This is a genomic window from Collinsella sp. CLA-ER-H10, from assembly GCF_040092475.1.
Taxonomy (GTDB): Bacteria; Actinomycetota; Coriobacteriia; order Coriobacteriales; family Coriobacteriaceae; genus Collinsella.
Map to the genome: position 1 here is coordinate 56,209 of NZ_JBBNLM010000005.1, position 16,587 is coordinate 72,795.

The window sequence follows — 16,587 nt, forward strand, 5'->3', positions numbered from 1 at the left end:
CGTCACTTGTCGATAGGCCCATGGCATGCCGGCCTATCCTCTCTTCTGGCTGCCTGAGCCCATCTCGTTAGGGTGTCCCACGAGACGTCCGAACTTGCTACAATGACTGCGGCGCGGAACCAGCCTCCCGCGCCGCTTTTCTTTTTTGGCCACATGCCACCAAGGAGAACCTCCCCATGCACAACAAGCGCGTGCTCGTCGCCATGAGCGGCGGCGTCGATTCCAGCGTGACCGCGTACCTGCTCAAAAGCCAGGGCTACGAATGCGTCGGCGCCACCATGCGCCTCACCTGCCCCGCGCCCGATCCCGCCACGGGCATGAGTAAGGTCGACCGCGACATCGCCGATGCGAAGGCCGTCGCCGAGCGTCTGGGGATACCCCACCATGTGCTCGACTTGCAGCAGACCTTCGACCACAGCGTTATCGAGCGCTTTGTGAACGCCTACCAGGAGGGGCTGACGCCCAACCCGTGCATCATCTGCAACCGCCACATAAAGTTTGGCGCGTTGCTCGGTGCGGCGCTGGACATGGGCTGCGACTACATCGCAACGGGTCATTACGCCAAAACAAGCCAGACAGTAGACGGCACCTGGCAGCTGCATCGCGGCGAAGATCCCAAAAAGGACCAGAGCTACTTTTTATATTCGCTTACGCAGGAGCGCCTGGCGCACACGATCTTTCCGCTGGCAGGCCTAGACAAAGAGCGCGACGTGCGCCGCATAGCCGCCGAGCAAGGCTTTACCAACGCCCAGAAGGCCGAAAGCGAGGACATCTGCTTTATTCCAGACGGTGACTACGCGGGCTATATCGAGCGCCGCTGCGGACATCCCGCTGCACCGGGCGACATTGTGTGGCGCGACGGCAGCGTGGTCGGACGCCATAACGGCGCGTTGCGCTATACCATCGGCCAGCGCAAGGGCTTGGGCGTCGCGATGGCGCATCCCGTGTATGTGACGGGCGTCGATGCCGCCAACAACACCGTGCATCTGGGCGAGGCCGAGGACCTAATGGCCACAGCACTCACGGCCGACGACTGGATCTGGAGCGCCCCTGCCGACCGCATGGAGGCAGAACTCGATGCCGGCGGCATTCGCGTGGGCGCCAAGTACCGTTACCGTCAGAAAGACCAAGCAGCGACCCTTACGCGCGGCGAAGACGGGCAAATGCTGCTGACTTTTGACGAGCCGCAGCGAGCCATCGCCCCCGGCCAGGCCGTTGTAGTCTACCACGGCGACATCGTCCTCGGCGGCGGCACGGTGACCGGCGCACTTAAGTAGCCCCATCCCCTTCATAAATTGCGGTGAAATAGGGACTGTTTAAGCGTTTAAAACCGCCAAACAGTCCCTATTTCACCGCAACTTAGAGAGGACGGCCTCGGTCGGTACTGCCGTATCAGCCGAGGCCGCTGCATCGCTAGCGCTGTACGTAGGCGCGGACGAGCTCGAAGGTGTTGCGCACGCCGTCCATGTGGCTACGCTCGTAGTTGTGGCTCGCATACACGCCGGGGCCGATCAGACCATGGCGAATGTCGTAGCCGGCAGAGAGCGTGGCTTCGACGTCCGAACCGTAATGCGGATACACGTCGATAGCGTAATCGAGCTCAAGCTCGCGCGCGATATTGGACAGCGCCGTCACCAGGTCGTAGTTGTACGGACCGCCCGAATCCTTGGCGCAGATCGACACCATGTGCTCGGTGCAGCCTAGGTCGTCGCCCACGCAGCCCATGTCAACGCTGATCATCTCGCGCGTGTCGGCCGGCACGAAGGCGCCGCCGTGGCCCACCTCCTCGTACACGGTAAAGAGCAGCGAAACCTTACGCGAAAGCGTCACCTCGCCAGCGGCGACGGCACGCGCCAAGCCCAACAAAATGGCGGCCGATAGCTTGTCATCCAGGAAGCGGCTCTTAATGTAGCCGCTCTCCGTCACCGTCGTGCGAGGATCCATAGCGATGATGTCGCCGGTCTGAATACCCAGCTCGAGCACATCGTCCTTGCTGTCGACGTTCTCGTCGAGCAAGATCTCCATGTTCTTCTCGATGGTCTTGACCGGCTCGTCGGCCACGTGCGCCGAAGGCTCGGTGTTAAGAACCACGCCCGTGTAGACATTGCCGTCGCGCGTGTAGACGGTACAGTTCTCGCCATCGGCCGTAGACCACTGATGCCCACCGAGCGTCGTGGGGCGCAGGCGGCCATTGTCCTTAATGGAACGCACCATGGCGCCTAGGGTATCGACATGGCTCGCCAGTACGAGCGGCTCGCCCTCGCCGCCAAGCTCAACGAGCACGTTACCCTTATTAGAACGCTCAGGCCCAAACCCCATAACGCGCAGGGTCTCCATCAGATAATCAGTCGCCGCACGGGTATAGCCGGTAGGCGAAGCAATAGAAGTCAGCGTCTTAAGCTGTCCTGCGATATAGGAGAGCGTCTCCTCTAGAGAAGCATCAATATTAGAAGTCATATGCATCCTTCCAAGTAAAACTAAGACCGAGTCCCGATTTTAACCGTTCTGCACGTGCAATGCCCCAGGAGCCGAGCCGCCTCCAGACGTCCCCGCACCGGTTTTGTGCACGTGCACGGTTTACAATCTCAATCTTGCATAAATCCTATTGGTATTTGCATAGAAATGAGGCATCTTTTTGCTTCGTCTCAGGGTGCCCCACCTTGGACCGTGCAAAAAACGGAGTATTCAGCACCGTGGGCCCCAACGGCCCCATCACGAACGACAAAACGACGCGGTTACAGCAGTGTTGCAGGTCGTCGCAAAGCAGAAACTCAGTAACAACCCCCTCCACTCATCGATAGCCCGCCCACAATGGCTGTCGATGGGCGCCTGCGGATCACTACCGCCCATTCACAACGTTATGCATTTTTAAGAGCTTGTTGAATACTCCCAAAAATGCACGCAGGGAAGTGCACCACCTATCCGCAGCGGGCAGTACGCCTTGGTTTTGTCCGCCTCAGGGCATCGACGCAGCACAAAAAGCCCCGCCGTGCGTAGCACGGCGGGGCCAGCGGCAAGTCAAAAAGCGACCGCACACCTACAGGCGAAAGAACACCAAACGAGGCTAGGCAGCCGGGCAGATCTTCTTGAAGAGCTCGATGACGTCGTCGAGCGTCGCCTCGCGCGGGTTACCCGGGAAGCAGGCGTCGGCCATGGCGTCCTTGGCCAGGACCTCGATCTCGTCAGCCTTCATGGCCTCGCAGACGTGCGGGATGTTCACGTCGGCGGAGAGCTGCTTGACGGCGGCGATGGCGGCGTCGGCGGCCTCGTCGGTGCTCATGCCCGTGGTGTCAACGCCCATGGCAACGGCAACCTTGGCCAGGCGCTCGGCGCAAACCGGCTTGTTGAACTCCATGGCAATCGGCAGCAGCATGGCGCAGGCGACGCCGTGCGGGGTGTCGTAGTGAGCGGACAGGGTGTGAGCCATGGCGTGGTCGATGCCCAGGCCAACATTGGAGAAGCCCATGCCGGCGACATACTGGCCAAGAGCCATGCCCTCGCGGCCGGAGCCGGGCTGACCGGACTTGGCCTCGGCGACAGAGTCGCGCAGGTTCTCGCTGATCAGCTTAATAGCCTCAAAGTGGAACATGTCGGAGAGCTCCCAAGCGCCCTTGGTGGTGTAGCCCTCGATGGCGTGGGTCAGAGCGTCCATGCCAGTGGAAGCGGTCAGGCCGGCAGGCATGGAAGCCATCATGTCGGGATCGACGACGGCGACCTCGGGGGCGTCGTTGGTGTCGACGCACACGAACTTGCGGACCTTCTCGGGGTCTGTGATGACGTAGTTGATGGTCACCTCGGCAGCGGTACCGGCGGTCGTCGGCACGGCGATGGTGAACACGGCGTGGTTCTTAGTGGGAGCAACGCCCTCGAGGCTGCGGACATCGGCGAACTCGGGGTTGTTGATAATAATGCCGATGGCCTTAGCGGTGTCCATGGAGGAGCCGCCACCAATGGTCACGATAGCGTCAGCCTCGGCGGCCTTGAAGGCCTCGACGCCGTCCTTGACGTTCTGGATGGTGGGGTTGGGCTTGATCTCGGAGTAGAGGCTCCAAGCGATGCCGGCGGCATCGAGCTCATCGGTCACCTTAGCGGTAACGCCAAACTTGACCAGATCGGGGTCGGAGCAGACGAAGATCTTCTTGTAGCCGCGACGCTGGAGCTCGCCGGGGATCTCCTTGATGGCGCCGGAACCATGATAAGAGATGGTATTGAGAACGAAACGATTAGCCATTGATAGCCTCCCATCGTGTGCGGGGCACCCATTACGCCCCGCGCTATAAGTCCCATCCTAACGCTTTTGAAACAAAAAACGCGTGAGAACGTCAAAAGTGTTAAAGCGTTTCAACAGATGATGAAAAATATTGCGGCAAAGGAACAGCCCCTTTGCCGCAATCGGTTACTTTCGGCAGCCCTCTTTCCAAGCCTCGGCCGCAACCTTCCAGCGTAAGCGCAAGTCGCGCTCGCGGTCGATGAACATGATGGCAAACGCGACAAACAGCAGCAAGCTCGCCACGACGATGGCATGCAGGCCCATGCGTTCAATACACCAGTTGCCCAACACGGCGCCAAACACAAAGGTAAAGATCACGCCAAAGTACAGCAGGCCGTTTTCCAAAAAGCCGCGCCTGTGGGTGATGATGTAATCGTCCACGTTTTGCAGCGCGTTGCGCAAGTTGCCGATGCACATGGTCGTAGCGATGCCGTGACCGTGGATCTTGCGGAAGCTCTCGACTTGCATGCCGCAGGCAAAAGAGGTGAGGCAGTTGGCGAGCAGGTTGTAACCGCCACCGGGGATAAAGCTCACGCCCAGCAAGATGACGGCTTCAAAGAACACCGTCACCTGACGCCAGTGGATCACGCTGCCAAACCGCTCGTGTACCAGATCGGCAAGCATAATACCCACGGCAAACGACACCACAGGGAAGAAGTAGCGCCCCGCAAGTGCCCAGTTGCCCTCCGAGATGCTCACTCCCACGAGCAGGATGTTGCCTGTTTGCGCGTTGGCGAAAACATGGTCGCGCCCAATGTACGAATACACGTCCATAAAGCCACCGGCGAGCGCCAAGATGATGCCCAGCTCAATAGACTCCGATATCTGTTTGGCACGCTGCATCGTCGTGCATCCTCCTTGTTGACGACTCTCTCGTGCGTTGGCGGAAACATAGCCGCCGTTCATACTGTAACCCATTGACAACATGGCGTGCGCGCGAGACGACCCCTTCGACACAGGGATACACAGTCTGGAAACAAACAACACCCGCATCGACACGCCGATCCGCCAGCTCGTGTACTCCACCAGTCTTTTTAGCCCCGTCCCAAAAAGACTGGTTACAATTACGTGCAGCATACAAACACCGGGAGGGATCGTGGCAAAAAAGCCTCAGCACGCTCAGAACAACCAGCGCAGTCAGCAGGGCAAACAGGGCCAGCAGCAAAAGCGCGGCGGTAAGGCCCAGAGCGGCCACACCACTCATGCCCCGGCAGCGCCTGTCCGCCCCTGGCGCCCGGGCCGCGATAAGTTCCTCCCTGTCAGCCGCGCCGACATGGATGCGCGCGGTTGGGACCAGTGCGACTTTGTCTACATCTGCGGCGACGCCTACGTGGACCACCCCAGCTTTGGCATGGCCATTATCAGCCGCGTCCTCGACGCGCACGGCTACAAGGTGGGCATCATCTGCCAGCCCGACTGGACCGACCCCGCCAGCATCAGCGTGCTCGGCGAGCCGCGCCTGGGCTTTTTGGTCAGCGCCGGTAACATGGACTCCATGGTCAACCACTATTCGGTGACCAAGCACCGCCGCCACACCGATGCCTACACGCCCGGCGGCGAGGAAGGTCACCGCCCCAATCGTGCCGTCACGGTCTACGGCAACCTCATCCGCCAGACGTTTAAGGACGCTCCCATCATTATCGGCGGCATCGAGGCAAGCCTGCGCCGCCTGGCCCACTACGACTACTGGCAGGACAAGCTCAAGCGCTCGGTACTACTCGACTCGGGCGCCGACATCCTCATCTACGGCATGGGCGAGCACGCAATCGTCGAGATCGCCGACGCGCTCGACGCGGGACTGCCCGTCGACCAGATTACCTATATCAATGGCACCGTTTACCGCACGGGTTCGCTCGACGAGGTCTACGACTACGACCTGCTGCCCAGCTGGGACGACCTTACCGCCGACAAGCTCAACTACGCACGCAGCTTCAATGTGCAGCAGCAGAATATGGACCCCATCACCGGACACCGCCTGGTAGAGCCCTACCCTAACAGCGTCTATGTGGTGCAGAACCCGCCATCGGCGACGCTCACCACCGATGAGATGGACGAGGTAGCCGAGCTCCCCTACGCACGCGATTGGCATCCCGACTACGACGTGGCAGGCGGCGTGCCGGCCTTTGCCGAGATCAAGTTTTCCATTAGCTCCAACCGTGGCTGTTTTGGTGAGTGCTCATTTTGCGCCCTCACCTTCCACCAGGGGCGCGTGCTGCAGATGCGCAGCCACGATTCGATCATGCGCGAGGCCGAGCTGCTCACGCGCGATCCCGAGTTTAAGGGCTACATCAACGACGTGGGCGGACCGACGGCAAACTTTAGCCGCCCTGCCTGCGACAAGCAGCTCAAGCACGGCGTGTGCAAGAACAAGCGCTGCCTGTGGCCGAGCGTGTGCAAGAACATGGTGGTCGACGAGAGCGGCTACACGCAGTTGCTGCGCGACCTGCGCCAGCTGCCGGGCGTCAAGAAGGTCTTCGTCCGCAGCGGCATCCGCTTTGACTACACCATGGCCGACGCCTCGGACGAGTTTTTGCGCGAGCTGCTGGAGCACCATGTCTCGGGCCAGCTCCGCGTGGCACCCGAGCACGTGAGCGACGCGGTGCTGAGTGTGATGGGCAAGCCGAGCCGAGCCGTCTACGACGCGTTCTGCCGTAAATTTGAACGCCTGAACCGCGAATACGGACTCAAGCAGTACGTGGTGCCGTATCTGATCTCGAGCCACCCCGGCTCGACCATGAAGGAAGCCGTGGACCTTGCCGAAGCCGTGCGCGACATGGGCTACATGCCCGAGCAGGTGCAGGACTTCTACCCCACACCGTCCACCATGTCGACGTGCATGTACTACACCGGCGTGGATCCGCGCACCATGGAGCCGATCTATGTGGCGCGCGACCCGCACGAGAAGGCCATGCAACGCGCGCTCATCCAGTATCGCAAACCCGAGAACTACAAGCTCGTGCGCGAGGCACTGGAAAAGGCCGGGCGTCGTGACCTGATCGGCTACACCAAGCATTGTCTGATTCGCCCCGTGCCACCACGCCCGGGCGAGACATCGGCCAGCGGCGGGCATGGCACCGGCAAGAAGGGCGGCAAGGCCCACGGTGGCGCCGCCGGCAAGGGACCCAAGGGCAGCAAGGGCCACAGCGGCATGTCGCGTGCGCAGAACACCGCAGGCCGCAACCGCGCGGCCCAGGGGCGTCAGGGTGCCAACGGAGGCGGTCGCCGCAACTAGGGCAGCGGTGCGTTCGCTGCATCCACCCCACACGCGTGGCGCAGCGAACGCATTGCCTCAACGAGGATGACGCCGGCGATAGCGACCGTAATTGCCACATCGAGCGGCGTGTTCACAAACCAGAGCAACGTCATGAGATACGACCCGGCATTAAAGGCAAAGTGCAGCAGGATCGTGTAGCGGAGCTTTCCGGTCGTCACGAGCACCCAACCAAAGATGAGGCCGGCGGCACCCGCGTAGCAACCCTGCACCCAATTCATGTGCATAAAACCGAAGATTGCCGCCTGCAGCACAATCGCCGCGGCAATACCCCACGTACTTGGGGCCGCCCAGGGCACCATGGCGCCGTCCTGCGCGCTCGCACGACGCCGGCGCTTCCAAAGTGGGCGGCACTGCGGATTAAACGCTCGGAGCGAAAACTCAAAAATAATGCCGCGCACCAGCAGCTCTTCACAAAATGGGGCGCCGAGCACCGTAGTCAGGACGGCGAGATAGCTGGTGTCGCCCATGCCTGTTTCCTCGACAAGCTCGCTGTAGTCGGCCGCGGCCTCGGGCAACAGCGACAGCGCGGCGTCGGTCACGTAACCAACGACCACCTGCAGGGCAAGGCCAATCACGATAACGCAGGCGATGCGTTTCCACGCCCCACGCGCTCCCCCGCCGAGCGGGTGCTCGCTTTGCCGGCGTGCCATAAACGAACGCGGCCACAGATAACGCCACCACAGCAGCGCCATCAAAAACGACGCCATCTGCGCGGCAGCCTGAAGCAATTGAATGTCGAGGTCATCGATCGAAAAACCCATGAACACTGACGCGACGCCCAGAGCGGAAAACAAAACCACGCTCAGGGCAATATCGGCAGCGACGACGCCAAAACAGGCAAGCGCCCAAATCATCGCATTGAGCATGCCGACCTCCTCCCGACGACTAGTCATTGGGGACGTTCTTCAACGACTAGCTGTTGAGGACACTCTTTGCCAAAGGCCCCGTTGGGCGAGATGTCAAACGGAAAGGTGCCGCAGCGATTGAACGCGGCGATAAACATGCGGATGGCGTTGGACGGCGTGGTGCCCACGAGCTGAGTTGCCGCCGCGAAGGCTGCCTTCTCCTCGGGCAAGACCTTCGCGACTACGGGGGTCATGTGTTCTGCCATGGCGCTTCCTTTTTGAAACGACGGTAGTGCGGATAGATGCGGGCCACGCGGCTGGGCGACGGGCTGTGAAGGCAACCCGATTGGCCCGCATCCGGAGTTTGTTTCTGCGGCGTTGGTATTACTTGGTATTCCTAAGTATTACCCCGCAGATAGAATACCACACCCGACCCCATGGGAACGGAGGAAAACGAATCATTTTGTAGCTGAGTTAGTATTTAGAGCGTGATGATGTCCGAGATATCGAGGGCCTGAGCGTCGGCGACATCGTGCGTGGCGAGCAGGAGCATGCGGCCGTCGAGCAGGTCGAGCACGACCTCGGCGCATGCGTCGCGTGCGGCGGTATCTAGACCGGTAAAGGGCTCGTCCAGAATAACGGCGCCGCCCGGGCACAGCAGGACTCGAGCGATCTCGACGCGACGGCGCTGCCCGCCCGAAAGCTCGGCCACGCGAGCATGCACGTCGATCCCTGGCACCAGCAGGCGCAGCAATGCCGCGGCGCTCGAAGCATCCACGCGCGCATCGGCGCACACCAACACGTTATCCAGCGCCGAGGCGGATTCGACCAAGCGTGCATCCTGAAACACCATCGAGCACGGCGCGGACTCCCCCGCCGCTAGCGCAAGCAGCGTCGACTTGCCCGCACCCGAAGCACCCATCACACAGATACGCCCGCCCGCGGGCACGTTGAGCGCCAGACCGTCCAGTGCCGGAGCCCACGGCGCGCGATCGCCCACGGCAAGCGCAAGCTCCGCCGCAGCGCCATCGCTCGCAGCCCCCGCACGCCCGCGCAGTCCATGCCCATGCGCCCGCACGGCCGCGCGCCACGCCACGGGCCCCGAAACCCGCAGAAGCCACACCAGCACGCGCTCACACGCCCACGAGGCGGCTACGACCAACACGGTCCACGCCAGCAGATCAGCCGTCTCAATCAAAAGCTTTGCCTGATAGATGCGCTCACCCACGGTGCCCACCGCCATGCCGATCAGCTCGGCTGCCACGCCGGCCTTCCAGCTCATGCCGATCACGGCGCGGGCGCACGAAAGCACAAACGGCAGCACCTCGCGCCAGGTATGGACGCAAAACAGGCGCCAGCCGCGCACGCCATGCAGACGGAGCATCTGCTCCAGCGGTTTATCCACTTGTGCCAAGCCCTCGGCCAGCGAAAAATACACGCCCGGCAGCGCCATCAAAAAGACCGCCGCGATGCTCACGCGCGCCGACCCCAGCCAAATGAGCAGCAGGACCACCACGCAGGCGACCGGCGTCGCCTTTACAAACGACAGTGCCGGAGCCACCAGGTGCGCAAACGCCCGCGAACGTGACGAAATCCCGGCAAGCACGCCACCACACGCCGCGGCAAGCGCCAGCCCGCCCAGTATTCGCGCGCCCGAGCCCGCCAAAATCGCCCAGGTACCGCCATCGCGCACCAGGCGCAGCAGCGCCAGGGCAACAACACCCGGCCCAGGCAAGATCAACGGCTGCGCCACCAGCGCCGCCACCAGCATCCACGCGGCAAGCCAAAAGGCGGCGACGGCACCTGCTGCCGCCACCGCCTTCATACGCTCCGTCATTTGTCGAGCAAACGCACGCACGGGCTACTCCATGTAGTAGAAATCGTCAGCCGGGAGCTTGCCACCCACGGCGCTCGCGTCCGCATCGGCCAGCACCTGCAGGTACCCACCGAGCGCCGCCTTCATATCCTTGCCCGTCTGGCGCACGAGCATGCACCCGGGAATCGCCTTTTCGGCAATCGTGGCGTTATCCACGATGCCTGCATCGACCACGGCCTGCGCCCAGTCCGCCGGCGCCGCGTTCACGGCCTTCACGCTCGCCGCATGGCAGCTCAAGAATTCCGTCACGGCCTCGGGATGCTCCTCGGCAAAGGCACGGCGCACCACGGTCACGCCCGTCAGCAAACGGGAGCCCGTGTCACCCGCCAGCTCGTCCCACACATCAGTCAGGCTCACCGGTGCCGACAGCTTGCCCTCGCTCTTGGCGATGGCAGCGGTCTTGAACGGCTCCGGCAGCACGCCCACGGCGGACGGGTCGGCAAGCAGGGCCGACAGCACCTCGGTGGGCTCGCTCTTAAACTCGAGCGCCACCTGGCCGGTCAGGCCCGCGCGCTCCAGCAGGTAGTTCATGACGTACTCTGGCGTGGTGCCCTTGCCCGTCATGTAGACGGTGCGACCCGCCAGATCGCCAAACGAGGTCACACTCGCGTCGCCCGTCACCACGTTCAGCACGCCCAGCGTGTTGATGTCGATGACCTGCACCGCGCCCTCGGTCTTGTTGTAGAGCACGCTCGCCACGTTGGCCGGCACCAGGGCAATGTCGATATCGCCCTGAATGACCTTGGGCACAATCTCGTCGGCGGCGGTGTTGATCGCAAAGTCGAACTCATTGTCCGTCTCGCCATCGGCCGCCCGGTCCATAAACTGCACCAGACCAATCGAGGTCGGCCCCTTGAGCGAGGCGACGTGCACCTCGACCGGCTCTGCAGCAGCACCGGCGCCGTCTGTGGCAGCCGAGCCCGCGGCGGACCCGGCACCGGCAGCCCCGCCGCCACAGCCCGCGAGCGCAAGCGACAGGGCGCCCGCAGCGAGCGCCGAGGCAAACCCCCGGCGCGACATCTCAACATTAAACGCGCGCATCGCTAGCACGTCCCCTCGTTAGGCATCGTCCATGCGTGATGGTCGGTATGCAGCAGCTCCTCGGCCAGCGGCGAGAGCGGCTCGCCCAAGAACTCGCGGTAGCATGCCTGGACATCGGGATTCTCGTGCGAGAAGCGAATATCCGCAGCAGCATCCAAGCCCCACAGCACCTGGCCGCGCTCGGCTGCCAGCTCACAGCCGTCATGGATGGGCTGACCGCCGCCACCGACACAGCCGCCCGGGCACGCCATGACCTCAACGAAGTCATAGCTCACGCGGCCGTCGCGAATCGCGTCGAGCAGGCGGGCGGCGTTGCCCAGCCCGTGCGCCACGGCGACGCGTACCTTGGTGCCATCGATATCGGCCACGGCCTCCTTCCAGCCGTCCAGGCCGCGCACATCGGTAAAGAAGTCGGCGTCGGGGTTCTTGCCCGTCACCAGGTAATAGGCCGAGCGCACGGCGGCCTCCATCACGCCGCCCGTGGCGCCAAAGATCACACCTGCGCCCGTGCCAAAGCCCAGCGGCGTGTCGAGCGGCTCCTCAACCAGCGTATCCACGCTCACGTGGCTCGCGCGGACCATGCGCACCATCTCGCGCACCGTCAGCGCAACGTCCACGTCGGGCGTACCGTCCTCGCCCACCATGCTCGGCAGCGCACACTCGGCCTTCTTGGCCGTGCACGGCATCACGGACACCACGAACAAGCGCTCGGGCTCAACGCCCAGCACCTTGGCGTAGTATGTCTTGGCGATGGCGCCGAACATCTGCTGCGGCGACTTGGACGTGGACAGGCTGTCGACAAACTCCGGATAGCGCGCCTTCACAAAGCGCACCCAACCCGGGCAGCAGCTCGTAAACATGGGCCAGCCGCGGCTGTCGCCTTCGCCCTTAGCGGCGGCGCCTAGGCGCTCGAGCAGCTCGGAACCCTCCTCCATAATGGTGAGGTCGGCCGAGAAATCGGTGTCGAACACGTACTCAAAGCCAACGCGGCGCAGTGCGCAGGCCAGACGCTCGACGGTTGCCTCCTCGCGAGATATGCCGAGCTCCTCGCCCCAGGCGCTGCGCACGGCAGGCGCGATCTGCACCAGCACGATCTTGTCGGGATTAGCGAGCGCGTCAAACACGGTCTCGGTATCGTCGCGCTCGCGCAGCGCGCCCGTCGGGCAATGCGTGATGCACTGGCCGCACGCGACGCAATCGGTCTTGCCGATCGGTGCGCGCCCGCGAGTACCCACAGCGGTATGCGTGGCGCGGTTGGTCAGGTCCCAAATCCCTAGGCCCTGCACGCTCTCGCACACCTTGATGCAGCGCATGCATTTAATGCACTTGTCGTTTTCGCGGATGATGGGGAAATCGAAATCCCAACCCTCGCCCGCCAAATGCCTTTGATACGGCAGATAGAAAATGCCCAGGTCGTTGGCGATGGTCTGCAGGTTGCAGTTGCCGCTGCGCACGCAGCTCGTGCACTGCGAATCGTGCTGGGACAGCAGCAGCTGCACGTTGGTGCGACGGGCCTCGCGGGCCTTGGGGCTGTTGGTGTGGACCACCATGCCGTCGAGCACGTAGTTGTTGCAGGCGGCAACCAGCTGGTCGCAGCCCTCAACCTCGACCACGCACACGCGGCAGCCGCCGATCTCGTTTAGATCGCGCAGATAGCACAGGGTGGGAATCTGGATGCCGACGGACTTGGCCGCATCCAGGATCGTGGTATGCTCGGGAACCACGACCTCGCAATTATCGATAGTGAGCTTGACCATGTTGTGCGCTCCGTTTTCGCTGTTGTCGCCGACGGTGGTTTTGTTGAGCTCTACCATTCCAGGTTCCTCCCTCCGCGGAACGCACCAAAGCCAAAGTGGTCGCAACGCAGGCAGCGGCTCGCCTCCTGGCGCGCCTCCTGCTCGGTGAGACCCTGCTCGACTAGATTCCAATCGTGAATACGCTCGCCGGCCTCGCGCTCGCTCAGCTCGCAGCGGCCGCACTCATGCTTGCCCTTAAACTGCACGGTCGGCAGCTCAACCTCGAGCTTGATCTTGTGGTCGAAACCCAGGTAGCGGTCGATGTTTGCCGAAGCCACGCGGCCGGCATTGATGGCTCGGATGACGGTGGCGGGGCCGGTCTGGCAGTCGCCGCCGCTAAAGAGGCCATCGAAGTTGGGCACGGCGCCGTCCGAATCGGTGATGACGCGACCCCACTTGCAGGCGATGCCCATGTCCTCAAACGGCTTGGAATCGATGTCCTGGCCAATGGCCACAAACACGCGCTCGCAGGGAATGACGCGCTCGGGCGTGGCGGCGGCACGCGGAGCCGGACGACCGCGGCGAGGCTCGCCGATAATCTGCGGCTGCACGCGCAGACCGTTCACGCGGCCGTCCTCGCCCGTCTCGATGGCGAGTGGAGCCGTCAACTCCAGCACCTCGCAGCCCTCGGCCTGGGCACCGGCGATCTCGGCGTCCTGGGCCGTCATATCGCAGATACGACGGCGGTAGACGATGCTTACCTTTTCGGCACCGCAGCGCACGGCAGAGCGTGCCACGTCCATGGCCACGTTGCCGCCGCCGATGACGCACACGCGCTGGCCGCTCAGGTCGGGCAGCTCGTCGTCGCCGATGGCGCGCAGCATCTTGACGGCCGATTCCACGCCGGGCGCTTCTTCGCCCGGAAGGCCGAGCTTCTTATCGCTGTGGGCGCCAATGGCCAGGTAGACGGCATCGAACTCGTCGCGCAGGCGAGCGAGCTCCTCGCCGTTCACGGAGTGGTCGAGTTCCACGTCGATACCGGCGCTCAAGATCCAGTCGACCTCGGCCTGCAGGCGCTCGCGCGGCAGACGATAGCTGGGGATGCCGTAGCGCAGCATGCCGCCCAGGTGGTGGCGCTGCTCAAAGATGGTCACCTTATGGCCCATCACGGCCAGGTAGTAGGCACAGGAAAGGCCGGCCGGGCCGCCGCCGATCACGGCGATGCGCTTGCCGGTGTTGTCGGCCACGCTGGGCTTGTAATCGTTGAGGTCGCTGTGCTCAACGGCAAAACGCTTGAGGGCGAGGATGTTCATGGGATCGTCGACCATGCCGCGACGGCAGTGCATCTCGCAGGGATGCTCGCACACCAAACCGCAGACGAGCGGCAGCGGGTTGTTCTTGCGGATGACCTTGACGGCATCGGCATAGCGGCCGGCCTCGACCAGCGAAATGTAACCGGGAATGTCGACGTGCGCCGGGCAGCCCGAGACGCACGGGACGCGGGCCTCGCGGTCAAAGCCACAGGAGTGCTCGCGGATGTGGTGCTCAAAGTCGTCGCGGAAACCGCGGATAGCCGTAAGCGCCATGGCGCCGGCCTCGTAACCGATGGCGCAGTCGCTCGAAAGATAGATGGTGCGGGCGGTGCGCTCAATCAGATTGAGCGTGGACTCGTCGGCGCGGCCTTCGAGCACATCGGCGAGCAGGTCGCTCAGCGCGCTCAGGCCCACACGGCAGGGCGTGCACTTGCCGCAGCTCTGGGTGGAGCACAGGTTGACGAGCGCTGCCGTAAACTCAACGGGACACGGGGCGAGCGAACTCACCGCCAGACGACGTCCGAGCGCATCGTGCAGGTCGTCCATGACAGCCTGAGCGTGGCTGCGTTCCATTACGTGCAGTCGTGCCATAAGATCCCCTCTCATGCGGCAGCCCGGAGGCGAGGCCGGGCGAAGTTGCTACACGCACAACACTGACCTATAAAGTTGTTAGGCCTCCACGCAGTTCGGCAGGCGGTATGAAATGTCACCATCAGCGGTGAAAATGAACATTATCGCAGATAAATGCCATATTTGATAAAACGCGTTACCAAACGACAATGCCCCGCCCACGCAATCACGTGGGCGGGGCATTGCTTCAGGCATGCGGCCAGCGACCCTGTTGCTTTTACTTAAGCTCGGGCCAGTAACCCTTGTTGGCCTCGATCATGTCGTCGAGAACCTCCTTGGCGACCTTCATCGACGGCACGGTCTTGTTCAGCGTAAAGGCCTTAAGCGCCTTCTCGTACGAACCCTCGATCGTAGCCTCGACAATGAGCTTCTCGGAGTTCAGCTGCTGCATCATGAGGCCCTGCTGGAACAGCGGAATGTTGTCGCGGCTGATGACCTCGGGGCCGTTCTTGCCAATGTAGGCAGGCAGCTCGACCATAGCGTCGTAGGGCATGTTGGGGATGGCGCCCTTGTTCTCGCAAATGACCAGGAAGCGCTGCTTGGTGTCGTTCTTCAGAGCGATAGCCAGATCGGCAATCCAGTCGCCGTGGCTGCCCGCATAGAACGTGCTCTCGTCGATCTCGCCCGTCTTCTCGTAATGGTCGATACCATCAAAGAGGTTCTTCTCACGCGTCTCCTCAACCTCGTTAGCACGGGTGCGCTCGGGGTTGGAGTGCTCGACGAACTCCTTCTGCTGCAGGTAGTAGTTCAGATACGTGTTGGGCAGGTACTCCGGGAAGCACTCCATGATCTCGTACTCGCCCTTCCAGACGTAGTACCAGCTGCCCTTGGTGTGGCGGTTCTGCTCGGGGTGCTCGTCGACGGCCTCCTCGGGCTTCTTTGCCATGAGCGAGCCCATACCCTTGAGGTAAGAGTCGGGCAGCAGAATCTCATGCTCCTTGATGTACTCGCGCAGCTGCGGGAGCACCTCCTCGCCCTTGTGGCGGATCGAGGTGAACCAACCAAAGTGGTTGAGGCCAAAGTAATCGTACTCGACATCCTTCTTGTCGATATCGAGCGCGGCGCAAACCACGTCGATGATCGCGATCGGCATGTCGCAGATGTTGATGATACGAGCGTTGGGACGCAGCACGCGGCAGCCCTCGGAGACGATGGCGGCAGGGTTGGAGTAGTTGAGAATCCAGTAGTCCTTCTTGGCGTACTTCTCAACGTCATCGATCAGCTCGACCATGGGGAAGATGGTGCGCATGCCGTAGGCAAGGCCGCCGCAACCGCAAGTCTCCTGACCCACGCAGCCGTGACGCAGCGGAATCTTCTCGTCCTGCTCGCGCATGGCGTAGCCGCCCACGCGCATCTGGGCAAACACGAAGCTCGCGTCGGTAAAAGCCGTCTTTTTGTCGGTGGTCACCGTGAGCTTGATGTCCAGGCCGAGGTCCTCGTGCAAAATCCAGTCCACGAGCACGCCGATCTTGCGCTGGCGCTCCTCGTTGATGTCGTACAGACGAATCTCGTCAACGTCGAGCTCGTCCTTGCGCAGGGCGATGGACTTGACGATGCCGGGGGTAAAGGTGGATCCGCCACCACACAGAGTAATGATCATTG

At 62.5% G+C, this 16,587-nt stretch carries 11 protein-coding genes and 1 pseudogene; 2 read left to right on the forward strand and 10 right to left on the reverse strand.

Going from position 1 to position 16,587, the window contains the following annotated elements; all coding sequences use genetic code 11:
- Positions 1–173: 173 nt before the first annotated feature.
- Positions 174–1,277, forward strand: a pseudogene (gene mnmA, locus AAAX36_RS03755) (tRNA 2-thiouridine(34) synthase MnmA); the annotation flags it as partial.
- A gap of 136 nt (positions 1,278–1,413) precedes the next feature.
- On the opposite strand, the gene AAAX36_RS03760 reads toward mnmA, so the two are convergent.
- From AAAX36_RS03760 to AAAX36_RS03770, 3 genes are all read right to left on the reverse strand, one after another.
- Positions 1,414–2,457 carry a M42 family metallopeptidase gene (locus AAAX36_RS03760; protein WP_349074039.1) on the reverse strand — a complete coding sequence of 348 codons (1,044 nt, stop codon included), beginning with the start codon at positions 2,455–2,457 and terminating at the stop codon, positions 1,414–1,416.
- Positions 2,458–3,064: 607 nt separating this feature from the next.
- Positions 3,065–4,231: a lactaldehyde reductase gene (gene fucO, locus AAAX36_RS03765; protein WP_022094861.1), complete on the reverse strand. Its 1,167-nt coding sequence runs from the start codon at positions 4,229–4,231 to the stop codon at positions 3,065–3,067.
- 165 nt (positions 4,232–4,396) lie between these two features.
- Positions 4,397–5,113, reverse strand: coding sequence for a YoaK family protein (locus AAAX36_RS03770; protein ID WP_118377270.1), 717 nt, complete (start codon positions 5,111–5,113; stop codon positions 4,397–4,399).
- Between the two features lie 253 nt (positions 5,114–5,366).
- Between AAAX36_RS03770 and AAAX36_RS03775 the strand changes: the two genes are divergently transcribed.
- Positions 5,367–7,502, forward strand: a complete 2,136-nt coding sequence (locus tag AAAX36_RS03775) for a YgiQ family radical SAM protein (protein ID WP_271755786.1) — start codon at positions 5,367–5,369, stop codon at positions 7,500–7,502.
- Here AAAX36_RS03775 and AAAX36_RS03780 read toward each other — a convergent pair.
- The 7 genes from AAAX36_RS03780 to AAAX36_RS03810 all read right to left on the reverse strand — a co-directional run bounded on the left by AAAX36_RS03780 (position 7,499) and on the right by AAAX36_RS03810 (position 16,585).
- On the reverse strand, positions 7,499–8,410 hold the full coding sequence (locus tag AAAX36_RS03780; RefSeq protein ID WP_349074043.1) for a type II CAAX endopeptidase family protein: 912 nt from the start codon (positions 8,408–8,410) through the stop codon (positions 7,499–7,501). The genes AAAX36_RS03775 and AAAX36_RS03780 overlap by 4 nt on opposite strands.
- Before the next feature lie 23 nt (positions 8,411–8,433).
- Positions 8,434–8,655, reverse strand: a complete 222-nt coding sequence (locus AAAX36_RS03785) for a type II toxin-antitoxin system RelB/DinJ family antitoxin (protein WP_161144799.1) — start codon at positions 8,653–8,655, stop codon at positions 8,434–8,436.
- A 215-nt stretch (positions 8,656–8,870) separates the two neighbouring features.
- Entirely contained in the window at positions 8,871–10,247 is a 1,377-nt protein-coding gene (locus tag AAAX36_RS03790; protein ID WP_349074045.1) for an ATP-binding cassette domain-containing protein, read from the reverse strand.
- 3 nt (positions 10,248–10,250) lie between these two features.
- Positions 10,251–11,306, reverse strand: coding sequence for an ABC transporter substrate-binding protein (locus AAAX36_RS03795; protein WP_349074047.1), 1,056 nt, complete (start codon positions 11,304–11,306; stop codon positions 10,251–10,253).
- Positions 11,307–11,308: 2 nt separating this feature from the next.
- A complete protein-coding gene (locus tag AAAX36_RS03800; RefSeq protein ID WP_349074108.1) occupies positions 11,309–13,063 on the reverse strand; it encodes a [FeFe] hydrogenase, group A in 1,755 nt (584 codons plus the stop codon).
- Positions 13,064–13,113: 50 nt separating this feature from the next.
- On the reverse strand, positions 13,114–14,946 hold the full coding sequence (locus AAAX36_RS03805) for an NAD(P)-binding protein (RefSeq protein WP_349074048.1): 1,833 nt from the start codon (positions 14,944–14,946) through the stop codon (positions 13,114–13,116).
- A 256-nt stretch (positions 14,947–15,202) separates the two neighbouring features.
- Positions 15,203–16,585, reverse strand: coding sequence for a 6-phospho-alpha-glucosidase (locus AAAX36_RS03810; protein ID WP_117769499.1), 1,383 nt, complete (start codon positions 16,583–16,585; stop codon positions 15,203–15,205).
- Positions 16,586–16,587: the final 2 nt, after the last annotated feature.